This is a genomic window from Mycobacterium toneyamaense (genome assembly GCF_055384815.1).
In genome coordinates, this window is sequence record NZ_AP040333.1 from 2,035,092 (window position 1) to 2,047,227 (window position 12,136).

General features: G+C 65.3%; 10 protein-coding genes. 5 read left to right on the forward strand and 5 right to left on the reverse strand.

What is annotated here, in order from left to right:
- Nucleotides 1–176 precede the first annotated feature (176 nt).
- The 3 genes from ACZ5IQ_RS09875 to ACZ5IQ_RS09885 form a co-directional block, all read right to left on the reverse strand.
- The gene (locus ACZ5IQ_RS09875) at nucleotides 177–1,496 is read right to left on the reverse strand and encodes an ISL3 family transposase (protein WP_073698465.1); all 1,320 of its coding nucleotides are present in this window, start codon (nucleotides 1,494–1,496) and stop codon (nucleotides 177–179) included.
- Nucleotides 1,497–1,553: 57 nt separating this feature from the next.
- Complete coding sequence (locus tag ACZ5IQ_RS09880; protein WP_464481175.1) at nucleotides 1,554–1,712, reverse strand: hypothetical protein; 159 nt, start codon at nucleotides 1,710–1,712, stop codon at nucleotides 1,554–1,556.
- Between the two features lie 165 nt (nucleotides 1,713–1,877).
- Nucleotides 1,878–3,191, reverse strand: a complete 1,314-nt coding sequence (locus ACZ5IQ_RS09885; protein WP_052536990.1) for an IS256 family transposase — start codon at nucleotides 3,189–3,191, stop codon at nucleotides 1,878–1,880.
- A 243-nt stretch (nucleotides 3,192–3,434) separates the two neighbouring features.
- On the opposite strand from ACZ5IQ_RS09885, the gene ACZ5IQ_RS09890 reads away from it, so the two are divergent.
- Together ACZ5IQ_RS09890 and ACZ5IQ_RS09895 are read left to right on the forward strand one after the other, a co-directional pair.
- Nucleotides 3,435–3,653: a hypothetical protein gene (locus ACZ5IQ_RS09890; protein WP_464481176.1), complete on the forward strand. Its 219-nt coding sequence runs from the start codon at nucleotides 3,435–3,437 to the stop codon at nucleotides 3,651–3,653.
- On the forward strand, nucleotides 3,646–5,163 hold the full coding sequence (locus tag ACZ5IQ_RS09895) for a DNA methyltransferase family protein (RefSeq protein WP_409431423.1): 1,518 nt from the start codon (nucleotides 3,646–3,648) through the stop codon (nucleotides 5,161–5,163). The genes ACZ5IQ_RS09890 and ACZ5IQ_RS09895 overlap by 8 nt, the downstream gene beginning before the upstream one ends.
- A gap of 439 nt (nucleotides 5,164–5,602) precedes the next feature.
- Here the strand turns inward: ACZ5IQ_RS09895 and ACZ5IQ_RS09900 are convergent, their stop codons facing one another.
- Nucleotides 5,603–7,108: a CYTH and CHAD domain-containing protein gene (locus ACZ5IQ_RS09900; protein ID WP_061009840.1), complete on the reverse strand. Its 1,506-nt coding sequence runs from the start codon at nucleotides 7,106–7,108 to the stop codon at nucleotides 5,603–5,605.
- 97 nt (nucleotides 7,109–7,205) lie between these two features.
- Here ACZ5IQ_RS09900 and ACZ5IQ_RS09905 point away from each other — a divergent pair, with 97 nt between their 5' ends.
- Nucleotides 7,206–7,985 carry an enoyl-CoA hydratase/isomerase family protein gene (locus ACZ5IQ_RS09905; RefSeq protein ID WP_061009818.1) on the forward strand — a complete coding sequence of 260 codons (780 nt, stop codon included), beginning with the start codon at nucleotides 7,206–7,208 and terminating at the stop codon, nucleotides 7,983–7,985.
- Nucleotides 7,986–8,061: 76 nt separating this feature from the next.
- Here ACZ5IQ_RS09905 and panB read toward each other — a convergent pair whose 3' ends face one another.
- Complete coding sequence (panB, locus tag ACZ5IQ_RS09910; protein WP_061005324.1) at nucleotides 8,062–8,907, reverse strand: 3-methyl-2-oxobutanoate hydroxymethyltransferase; 846 nt, start codon at nucleotides 8,905–8,907, stop codon at nucleotides 8,062–8,064.
- Nucleotides 8,908–9,069: 162 nt separating this feature from the next.
- On the opposite strand from panB, the gene ACZ5IQ_RS09915 reads away from it, so the two are divergent.
- Both ACZ5IQ_RS09915 and ACZ5IQ_RS09920 read left to right on the forward strand, forming a co-directional pair.
- Entirely contained in the window at nucleotides 9,070–10,473 is a 1,404-nt protein-coding gene (locus ACZ5IQ_RS09915; protein ID WP_212812125.1) for a WS/DGAT/MGAT family O-acyltransferase, read from the forward strand.
- Between the two features lie 58 nt (nucleotides 10,474–10,531).
- The gene (locus ACZ5IQ_RS09920; RefSeq protein ID WP_064859274.1) at nucleotides 10,532–12,046 is read left to right on the forward strand and encodes an alpha/beta hydrolase; all 1,515 of its coding nucleotides are present in this window, start codon (nucleotides 10,532–10,534) and stop codon (nucleotides 12,044–12,046) included.
- Nucleotides 12,047–12,136 lie beyond the last annotated feature (90 nt).

Sequence of the window (12,136 nt, forward strand, 5' to 3'; positions counted from 1 at the left end):
CCACATCAAAGGAGGAGATACCGATTCCAACGTTACCGCCGTTGACCTTGGAGCTGTTTCAAGCGGCTGCAACCGAGTTCGCTGATCAGCTATCAGTGACGCCACTGCCAGCAATCTACGGCGCGACCGACGGCAAGGCTGTGGGAACGTTGGTGGAGGCGATGTTTAAGGGCTCTTCATGATTGACGGTGTAGTTGGGGTCTGAATCCGCCGGTTTCGAGTAGGGATCGGGCGATGTAGTGGGTGAGGTTGCGAAAGCCCAGGGCGGAGCCACGGAGGTGTTCGAGACGGCCGTTGATCGCTTCGGTCGGTCCGTTGCTGGTGCCGGGCCGGTCGAAATAGGCCAGCACATCGACAGCCCGCTTGGTCAGTGTGCGTCCGAGGGTGATCAGCTCGGTCAGCGGTTTGGGAACGCCGGCGCTCAGCGTGTCGATCAGCGCCGCCATCATGGCTCGGCCTTTCGTGCGGTCGGGTTCGCGGTAGGCGGCCACGGCGCGTTGGTACATGTGCCAGGTCGCTTCGACCTCCACATGAATGTCGCCGGTGAACAAGGCTGCCAGCCGGGCTTTCTGGCGGTCGGTGAGCAGATCGACGCCGGTGTGCAGGGTGCGTCGGCAGGCATAGAGCGGGTCGGTCTTGCGGCCGCGGTGCCCACACGTGGCCACCTGGATACGGCGGCGGCAGTCGTCGAGAGCGTTGCCGGACAACCTCACCACGTGGAAGGGATCCATCACCGTGGCTGCCTCAGGAAGTTCTTCGGTGGTGGCGGTCTTGAACCCGGAGAAGCCGTCCATGGCAACAACTTCGACACCGTCGCGCCAGGGCTGGGGTCGCTCGGACAGCCAGTCGGCGAACGCCTTCTTGGAGCGGCCTTCGACCATGTCGAGCAGCCGGGCAGGGCCGGTCTGGTCGTGGACCGGGGTGAGGTCGATGATCACGGTGACGTACTTGTCGCCGCGACGGGTGTGCCGCCACACGTGCTCATCGACGCCGATCACCCGCACGCCGTTGAAGCGGGCCGGATCGGCGATCAGCACTCGCTGCCCTTCGGCCAGGACGGCGTTGTTGGCGGTGTTCCACGACACCGCCAGCGCTTCGGCGACGCGAGCCACGGTCAGGTGTTGGCAGACAATCGCTTTCAAGGCCCACTGCAACGCACGCCGGGACAGCTTGGCGCGTGGTTCGGCGGCGTTGCCGAGGTCTTGGCGCCACACATGGGCACAGCCGGCGCAGCGGTAGCGGCGGAGGGTGACCAGCAAGGTGGTGGGCCGCCACCCGAATGGTTCGTGGGCAAGCTCGCGTGTCACGCTGTCGCGGCTGACGCCTCGCTCGCCGCAGCGGCGGCACCACGAGTCGTCGTCGCTGACCCGGCATGCCAATACCGCACGATCGGGGTGCAGTTGCTGGCCGGTCACCTCCAACCCGAGGTCGTCGAGGCGGCAGAAAGTAGTCAGGTCAGCGCGGGCGAAGCCCGCCCGACCGGTAGCGTCAGGCACGTCGAGGTCTTTCGGATGAGGCGTGTAGGAACCTTCATCTTCGAGAGACCTCGACCCCTATCCCGGCAACGACGCGCCGATGACCTCTACACCCTCAACTGCGAAGAGCCTGTTTAAGGCGCGCTTGATCGAGAAGTACGACATCGCGGTCGGCAACGCAGCGAATGGATTGGATTTCCCTACGCTTAACACCGACTTGAAGGTGACTTCACTCAAGCAGCCACAATCCTCATCGCCGTTCAAGGCTGCTACCCAAAAGATTTACGGGCTGGGCTATAACCTGCTTGTAATCGTGTATGTCAAGAACGACGACGCCGCCGAGCGGGCTGCATACCTCGATATCCGGCAGAGGAATTGTCAATACCTGTGGATCGGCTTGTTTCAGGCGACCTCCGTTCCAGTTGATTCGGTCGGTGCCGAGTCCGCCGACGGGGTGATGTCGGTGGGTCGCTCGAGCAGTTTGCCTTTGTGGAAGATCGCGCCGGCCCGGACCAGAGCGACCAGGTGCGGTGCGTTGACGGCTCGCCAGCGGGCTTGCGCGGCGTCGATCAGCTTGTAAGCCATGGCCATTCCGGCGACGCGTGAACCCGGCCCCTTGGTCACCTTGGTCCTCAAACGTACCGTGGCAAACGTTGATTCGATCGGGTTGGTAGTGCGCAGATGGACCCAGTGCTCGGCCGGGTACTTATAGAACTCCAGCAGCACATCGGCGTCATCGACGATCTTGGCGACCGCCTTGGGGTACTTGGCGCCGTAGTCCACCTCGAACGCCTTGATCGCCACCTGCGCGTGGTCGATATCCTCGGCGTTGTAGATCTCCCGCATCGCCGCGATCGCCCCCGGATGAGCCGACTTTGGCAGGCAGGCAAGAACATTGGCCTGCTTGTGAAACCAGCACCGCTGCTCGCCGGTGGCCGGGAACACCTCACGCACGGCCTTCCAGAACCCCAGGGCCCCATCGCCGACGGCCAGCACCGGTGCGGTCATCCCGCGACGTCGGCACGACCGCAACAGATCAGCCCACGACTCGGCCGACTCCCGGTACCCGTCGGTGAGCGCGACCAGCTCCTTGCGGCCGTCAGCGCGCACACCGATCATCACCAGCAAACAGAGCTTCTCCTGCTCCAGGCGCACCTTGAGATGGATGCCGTCGACCCACAGGTAGACGTAGTCGGTGCCCGACAGATCACGGGCCTCGAAGGCCTTGGCCTCGTCCTGCCACTGCGTGGTGAGTCGGGTGATCGTCGTGGCCGACAAGCCGGCACCCGAGCCCAGGAACTGCTCCAACGCCGGACCGAAATCACTGGTCGACAAGCCATGCAGATACAGCAACGGCAACACCTCGGTCATCTGCGGCGACTTGCGCACCCACGCCGGCAGGATCGCCGAGGAAAACCGTTGCCGCTCACCAGTGTCCGGGTCAACACGTTTGTCATTGACCCGCGGCGCGGTCACACTCACCGCGCCCGCCGCGGTGAGCACCTCGCGCTCGCGGTGATAGCCATTGCGCACCACCAGCCGGTGCCCGTTCTCATCAAGCTCACCGGCATGAGCCTCGATGTAGGCGGCGACCTCAGCCCGCAACGCTGCGGCCAGCATCTGGCGGGCACCGTCGCGGACAATCTCATCGAGCAACGACCGCGACGAGCCAGCATCCTCGTTGGATGAATCCGCATCGTGAACTACCGTGAGCATGGGCGTACCTTCCCGAACCAGCGCGCCAACGCCGGCTCTTGATCAGACCTTCGACATTCAGATCATCCTCGGGAAGGTGCGCCCTTTCCTACGCCGCCTCGCCGAGGCTCATCCACAGGTTCTGATCATTGCTCTATCCGGCACGTCATCTACATCGACCAGACACGTACCGGGGATGCGACCCTGACTCGCCGCATTCGTGAGCTTGCCGCCGCAGCGCCCAAGACGCCAGCGGGGCGTGAAGTGCTCATCGAGGACCTCGACGCGCTGCTGGAGGACAAGAATGTCCCTCTCGATGAAGTTAGCCGTCGGCAGTTAGCTGAGCGAATTGCCGACGATCTACCGGAGCTAGGCGTGCTTACAATCTCCAATGCCCTGCAATGGCGACTCCAGTATGGGCGAGCCATCGTCGCAGCGAGTGATCAAACCTACGTACCAGAGGTGGTCGACCTTCGTGCCTAACAATGAGTTCGGTGACTTTCAGACCCCACCACAGTTGGCGCAGTTGTGCCTCAAACGTCTCGATATACCCCAGGTCGCGGTTCGGGTGTTGGAGCCGACCTGTGGTCTTGGCTCCTTCCTACACGCGGCATCGCAGGTTGCGCCAGACTCCGAACGCCAAGGGATCGAGATTCAGCGTGAGCATGCCGCAGTTGCTGAAGCCTATGGCCACGTGGTGGTGGACAACATCTTCCACATGCGGCTTGCAGACGATGTCGTTTGGCAGACGGATGGCCCGCTCTTCATTATCGGGAATCCTCCGTGGGTCACATCGTCGGAACTAAATCGGATGGATTCGACGAATCTGCCGACGAAGGAGAATTTCAAAGGTGCGCGGGGATTGGACGCCTTGCTCGGTTCATCGAACTTCGATGTATGCGAGTACATCATCCTCAAGCTGCTCGATGAGTTCCGCAAGGAGCCTTTCACTTTGGGCATGTTGTGCAAGACCCAGGTTGCGCGAAATGTCATCGAGTATGCAGCGTCTGCCGGTTACCCATTGAGTGGGTCTGCGATCTACCGCATCAATGCGATGGAATGGTTCAACGCGGCGGTCGACGCCTGCTGGTTCGTCGTGCATTCGGACCCGGGGTCTGCACACGATTACACGGCGGAGATTCACGACAGTCTTACGGCCACCAGTGTCACGCCGATTCGGTTCGGTGTGGTGGACGGACGCCTAGTGTCCGATGTCGACCGCTACCAGGCCCTGCGTGAGGCAGACGGCAAGAGTCCGTTTGAGTGGCGCTCTGGGCTCAAGCACGACGCGGCTGCTGTGTTCGAGTTGACTGCTAATCCCGCGCCGATGACGAGGGATGGCAGGGCCCTTGATGTCGAGGGCGAGTACTTGTTCCCGTTCCTCAAGAGCACCGATGTGTTCCGAGGGCGGCACACTGCTCTAGCTCGGTGGGTAGTCGTTCCGCAAATGACATTCGGCGAGAACACTGCGCATCTCAAGCACACTGCGCCGAAGCTGTGGGCATACCTTGATTCTCACGGCGATTTGCTTGATAACCGCAAGTCCTCGATCTATCGCAACCGCCCGCGATTTAGCGTCTTTGGTCACGGCGACTACACCTTCGCGCCCTACAAAGTTGTTGTCTCCGGTTTGCACAAAGAGCCGGTATTTCGGCTTGTAGGCCCGATGGACGGCAAGCCTGTGGTGCTTGATGACACTTGCTACTTTTTGCCTTTCCTGGACGGACGTGAAGCTGCTGTCGTTTGGGCTTTACTTAACAGTGAACCGTGCCGAGAGCTGATCGAGTCTCTCGTCTTCTGGGACTCGAAGCGTCCACTAACGAAGAAGCTGCTGGCGCGTATCGACCTCAACCTCCTGCCGGTCGACCGCGAGTCGATCCTCAGCACCGCTCGTGTGGAGGCTGCGCAGCTTGGCATCGATATGAACGAGCTACCGACGGAATCTGCTCTCAAGATACTTAGCGGGGAACCAGCCGCTACGACGTTGTTCTGACTTGTTGGACAGAGGCTCGCCCGGGTGAAAACCGGGGTGCTCACGGCGGTTAGCACCCGGCTCCTGTGGCCAGGTGTCCGTTGACGTGTTGACGTAGGCCAACAGATGGCCCACGCCAGCTCATGTTTCCACATGTCGCGCCGTGTTGACGCATTAATCAAAGGTGCTGGTAATCAACGTTATTCGCGGCTTCAATTCCCGGCAGCTACTGGATCCTCCAATCGTCAGGCTGCCGGTTGGCGGTGTTCCCACTACGCAGGCGCTACGCACAGCACCACTCTGCGTCCACTGGTGGCAGCTTGAGGCGGGCCGAAAAACATGCTCTGAACTGCGTAGTCAATCTGGCGTCCACAACTTGCCACCACTAGCACCAAATTGCGTTGAACTGGGAATATGGCGAAAGACAATTTCCGGCTTACAGGCCAGCTCGTCCGCCCCGCTACTTCTTCACCTTGCGCATCGCGCGGGCCAGCGCCTTGAGCGACGCGTCCAATTGCAGCCGGGCGTACTCGGCGACCTCGGCCTCCTGCTGGTACAGGATGCCGTAGGTGAAGGTGTCCTCGCCCGCGGCATGGGCGGCCTCGGCCTGCTGGACCAGATGTCCGCGGCTGACGTAGCTGTCCTGGTGGTCGCCCAGGAGCGTCTGGATGTCCTTGGCGCAGTCGGCCACCTTCGACTCGCCCATGGCGGCAGCGGTGTAGCGAAGCCGCTTGGCGCCCTTGCGGATTCGGTGCAGCGCTTCCTCGCTGTCCTCGGCGCCCTCGGCTTCCGCCGATTCGGCCCGCCGCACCGACTTGCGGACGCGGCGGTAGGCGCCGCCGACGGTCACCGGCTTGGCGTCCTCGTCGGCGGTGGCCGGCTGGGTGTTGTCGACGACGATCGCGTCGAGCGCGTCGAGCAGCCGGAAGTACCGCTCCGACCGCATGGCCGTCAGCGACCGGCGCAGCCCGGACTGGTAGCGCCGCTGCGAGCCCTCGACGAGGCGCTCGCGCACCTGCCCACGAACCAGCTCCGGCGCCAGCCCCTTCAACGCGTCGTCGTACCGCATGGCGAGCACCTCGGCGTCGCGCGCCGTGCCCAGTACGGCGGCCAGCAGTTTCAGCTCGTCGAGCACCCACTCACGCTCGCCGAGATTCCCGGTCTCCTGCAGCAGGCTGCGGATCTTGCGGATCGTGACCCGCATCTGGTGCACCGAATCGAAGGCGTCGGCGCGGACGGCGCGATCCCAGTCGATCAACTCGGCGATGTGTGCCGCGATGGCGCGGTGCACCTTGTCCGTCGGCTCGGGCGCCGCCTGGGGCGCGTCCCCGCCCCGCGCCGCGGCGAGGACCTTGGCCAGCTTGGACCCGTGCCCGGCCGGCTGCGCGCCCGCGTCGAAGAGGCGGTTGGCCAGCCGGTCGAGCACCTCGGGACCCGAGTCGGCGGCCTCCGAATCCGCGCCGACCAGCTCCAGCTCCCACTCGCGCCAGTTCTGCAGCGACTCGCCCGCCGTGGCGGTGACCCGGTCGTCGCAGAACTCGGCCAGCTCGGTGTCGTCCGGCGTGTAGAGCATCGAGACGGTGCGCTCGGTCTCGATGCGGGCGACGGGCTGCAGTGAGCGGTCGCGCACGATGGCCAGCACGATGTCGCGCAGTTCGTCAGGCACGCTCTCGCGCGCCGCGGTGATCGGCAGCCGCACCTCGGTGCGGGCGTCGGCGCCGGCGGGCAGCTTCAGGTGCCAGCCCGCATCGGTGCCGCCGGTGCGCCGGCGCAGGGTGATCTTGTGCGCCGCCAGGTCATGATCCGGAGTGTCGAAGTACACCGCGTCGAGGTGCGCGACGGGCAGTTGCTCGACCCGGCCGACGGCGGACAATCCGTCGAACGACGGGGACACCGTGCTGTCGACCACCGCGAACTTGCGTTCAATCTCGGTGTGGCGGGACGGTTTACGCTTGCCAGCGGCCATGTTCACCTTCATTTGCGACCCGGGACGGGCAGTACCAACGCTGCCATTAGGGTGCCATATCGCGGCGCGGCACCCGCTGCCGATAACGTCTTGAAGCGTGACCGAATTCGAGACACTGAAGTTCGCCCAGTCCGGTGCCGTCGTGAATATCGTGCTCGACCGGCCCGAGGCGGCCAACGGCATGAACGACGCGCTGACCCGCGACCTCGCGAAGGCTGCCGCGCTGTGCGACACGGCCGGCGTGAAGGTCGTCACCCTCACCGGCGCCGGCCGGTTCTTCTGCGCCGGCGGCGACCTCAAGGCGATGGCTGCCGCCGAGGACCCGGGTGCGTTCGTCAAGGGCATCGCCGACGACCTGCACCGCGCCATGTCGACGTTCGCCCGTATGGACGCCGTGCTGATCACCGCCGTCAACGGCGTCGCCGCCGGGGCGGGCTTCCCGCTGGGCGTATCCGGTGATCTGGTGCTCGCCGCCGAGTCGGCGTCGTTCACCATGGCGTACACCAAGGCCGGCCTGAGCCCCGACGGCGGATCGTCGTATGTGCTGCCGCGGTTGATCGGCCTGCGCCGGACGCAGGAACTCATGATCACCAACCGCGTGCTGAAGGCTGCGGAGGCCGCCGACTGGGGCCTGGTCACGCGCGTCGTGCCGGACGCCGAACTGCCTGCCGCGCTCGACGCGCTGGCCGCCGAGGTCGCGACGCAGCCCGGCGGTTCGAACGCCGCCGTCAAGCAGCTGCTGCTGACCACCTACGGCGCCGACTACGAGACCCAGCTGGAACGCGAGGGCCGGCTGATCGCCAAGTGTGCGTCGTCGGCCGACGGCAAAGAGGGCGTCGGCGCGTTCGTCGGCAAGCGCAAGCCGGAATTCGCGTAGGGATATCTCGCGACAAGACGCAAAACTGCCCTTCTTCTCGAGAAGAAGGGCAGTTTTGCGTCTTGTCGCGGCTGACTCAGTAGGAGTGTTCCTCGGCCGGGAACACGCTGGACGCCACCTCGGCGGCGTATTGCCGTGCAGCACGGCCCAATTCGGCCCCGACGTCGCCGAAACGCTTGACGAACTTGGCGGTCTTGCCCGCCGTCATGCCCGCCATGTCCTGCCACACCAGAACCTGCGCGTCGCAGTTGGCGCCGGCGCCGATGCCGACGGTCGGGATGGTCAGCTTGCCGGTGATCTGGGTGGCCAGCTCTGCCGGCACCATCTCGAGTACGACGGCGATGGCACCGGCCTCGGCGACGGCGATGGCGTCGTGGATGGTCTGGTCGCCGGCCTCACCGCGGCCCTGGACCCGGAAGCCGCCGAGCCCGTTGACGCTCTGCGGGGTGAAACCGATGTGGGCCACGACGGGGATGCCGGCCTGGGTCAGTGCGGCGATCTGCTCGACCATCCGCTCACCGCCCTCCAGCTTGACCGCGTGGGCGCCGGTCTCCTTCATGAAGCGGGTCGCCGTCGCGAGAGCCTGCTGCGGGCTCGCCTCGTAGCTGCCGAACGGCAGATCAGCGACCACCAGCGCGTGCGGGGCACCCTTGACGACCGCGCGGGCCAGGGGGATCAGCTCGTCGATGGTGATGGGCAGCGTGGTGTCGTAGCCGTAGACCACGTTGGCCGCCGAATCGCCGACCAGCAGGACGGGAATCTCGGCGTCGTCGAAAATGCGGGCTGAGGAGTAGTCGTAGGCCGTGAGCATCGCCCACTTGTGGCCTTCGGCCTTCCATTTCGCCAGGTGGTGGGTACGAATCTTGGTGCGCGGGGTCGTACAGACAGACTCCGGGGCAGCGCCGTAAACCTGATCAGACATCGTCGTCCTCAAATGTGTTGGTCGGTACGAACCTCGAGGCCCATATCGGGTCCCCGGGACGTTTGACGCCGTCAAGTCTGCCACCATCGCACCCCCAAGGTGAACGACACATGAAGTGGAATGCCTCACATTGGGTAATCCGGGCCGCCTACGATCACGCCCATGCCCGGATACCAACGGCTCAGCGGACTCGACGCCAGCTTCCTCTATCTGGAGACCGCCGTGCAGCCCCTGCACGTGTGCGCGATGCTGGAACTCGACGCCGCCACCATTCCGGGTGGCTACACGTTCGACAAGATGCGCCAGATGCTCAGCGAGCGCATCGCGGCCATGCCGCAGTTCCGCGAGAAGCTGGCCGACTCGCCGCTGAACCTCGACCACCCCGTGTGGGTCGAGGACCCGGATTTCGACATCGACCGGCACGTCCACCGGATCGGGCTGCCGGCCCCGGGCGGCCGTGTCGAACTGTCGGAGATCTGCGGCCACATCGCCGCGCTGCAACTGGACCGCAGCCGCCCGCTGTGGGAGATGTGGGTGATCGAGAACATCGCCGGCACCGACGCCCACGACGGCGGCCGGCTGGCGGTGATGACCAAGATGCACCACGCCGGCATCGACGGCGTCACCGGCGCCAACCTGATGTCGCAGCTGTGCACCCTCGAGCCGGACGCACCGGCGCCCGAGCCGGTCGCGGCCGCCGGCACCGCCTCCGAACTCGAGATCGCGGTTGGCGGCGCGGTCAAGTACTTCACTCGGCCGCTGAAGCTGGCCAACGTGCTGCCCTCGACGGCTACGACCGTCATCGACACCGTCCGCCGCGCCGCCAAGGGACTCACCATGGCGGCGCCGTTCGCCGCACCCAAGACGGCCTTCAACGTCAACGTCACCGCGCACCGCAACGTCGCCTTCGCGCAGCTGGACCTCGCGGACATCAAGACCGTCAAGAACCACTTCCACGTCAAGGTCAACGACGTGGTGCTGGCGCTGGTGTCGGGCGCGCTGCGGCGCTACCTGGCCGAGCGCGACGCGCTGCCGGAATCGACCCTCGTGGCCATGTGCCCGGTGTCCGTGCGCGACAAATCCGACCGCCCGGGCCGCAATCAGGTATCCGGCATGTTCGCCAAACTCGAAACCACCATCGAAGACCCGGCCGAGCGCCTGTGGGCCATTGCCGACTCGAGCACCGTTGCCAAACAACACAGTTCGGCCATCAGCGCGACGTTGCTGCAGGACTGGTCGCAGTTCGCCGCGCCGTCGGTGTTCGGCGCCGCGATGCGGGTGTTCGCATCGACGGGCCTGGCCGAGGCCAAGCCCGTGCACAACCTCGTCGTCTCGAACGTGCCCGGTCCGCAGGATCCGCTGTACATGCTCGGCGCCGAGGTCAAGGCGATGTACCCGCTGGGCCCGCTGTTCCACGGCTCCGGGCTCAACATCACCGTGATGTCGCTCAACGGCACGCTCGACGTCGGCCTGATCTCCTGCCCGGAACTGGTTCCGGACCTGTGGGACATGGCCGACGAGTTCGCCGCCGCGTTGGATGAACTGGTTGCCGCCGCCACCGTCTGACGGCGCGCGGCAACGCCCTCATCAGGTCAGACCAGCGCACATGGCACCATGGTCGACCATGAACCTCAGACGGGGGAGTCTCGCCGCAGCAATGGTGCTCGTGCTGGCGACAGGCTGCAGCCAGGTGATCGACGGACGCGCCACCCGCGCGGTGCCGAAGCCGGGCGCGCCCCTGCAGTGGTCGCCGTGCCAGACCACATCCCCGGACTCGCAGTCGCGCATCCCAAAGGGCGCCGAGTGCGCGATGCTGTCGGTGCCCGTCGACTACAGCAAGCCCGACGGCGACGTCGCCCAGCTGGCGCTGCTGCGGATCAAGGCGACCGGCGACAAGATCGGTTCGCTGGTGATCAACCCCGGCGGTCCGGGGGAGTCCGGCGTCAGCGCCGCGGTGTCGTTGCTCAACAACATTCCCGACTCGGTACGGCAGCGCTTCGACCTTGTCGGCTTCGATCCCCGCGGCGTCGGGTCCTCCAAGCCCGCGGTGTGGTGCAACTCCGACGCCGACAACGACCGACAGCGCGCCGACCCACAGGTCGACTACTCGCCGGCCGGTGTCGCGCACATCGAGGCCCAGACCAAGGAGTTCGTGCAGCGCTGTGTCGACAAGATGGGCAAGGAGTTCCTCGAGAACGTCGGAACGGCCAACGTCGCCAAGGATTTGGATGCCATCCGGGCCGCCCTCGGCGACGACAAGCTGACCTACCTGGGTTACTCGTACGGCACCCGGATCGGCGCGCAGTACGCCGAGGACTACCCGGACAAGGTGCGCTCGATGATCCTCGACGGCGCCGTCGACCCCAACGCCGATCCGATCGAAGCCGACATCAACCAGGCCGCCGCGTTCCAGACCGCGTTCAACAACTACGCCGCCGACTGCGCCACCAGCCCGGACTGCCCGCTGGGGACCGACCCGGCCAAGGTCAACGACGTCTACCACAGCCTGGTCGACCCGCTGGTCCAAAAGCCTGCTCCCACAAAGGATCCGCGTGGTCTGAGCTACAGCGACGCGTTGGTCGGCACCATCCTGCCGCTGTACTCGCCGGCGATGTGGAAGGACCTCACCGCCGGCCTCACCGAGCTGGCGGGCGGCCACGGCGACATCATGCTGCGGCTCGCCGACGCCTACATGGGTCGCGACCCCGACGGCCACTACGACAACTCGACCGATGCCCGGGTGGCGGTCAACTGTGTCGACGAACCGCCGATCACCGACCGCGCCAAGGTGATTGCCGAGGACAAGCGCACCCGCGAGGTGGCGCCGTTCATGAGCTACGGCCAGTTCACCGGCGACGCACCGCTCGGCACCTGCGCGTTCTGGCCGGTGCCGCCGACGTCGAAGCCGCACGAGATTTCGGTCAAGGGCCTGGCGCCGACGCTGGTGGTGTCGACGGTGCACGACCCGGCCACGCCGTATCAGGCCGGCGTGGACCTGGCCAAGGAACTCGGTGGAAGTCTGCTGACGTTCGACGGCACGCAGCACACCGTGGTGTTCCAGGGCAACAGCTGCGTCGACGACCACGCTGCCGGCTATCTGGTCAACGGGACCGTGCCCGAGGCCGGCGCGAAATGCTGAGTCGCGAATAGCGGCATCGCGAAAAACGCGGTGCCGCCGGGAGATAACCGTTCGGTCACCGTCTGATTGCCGGGTTGTCTCCCTCCGGAA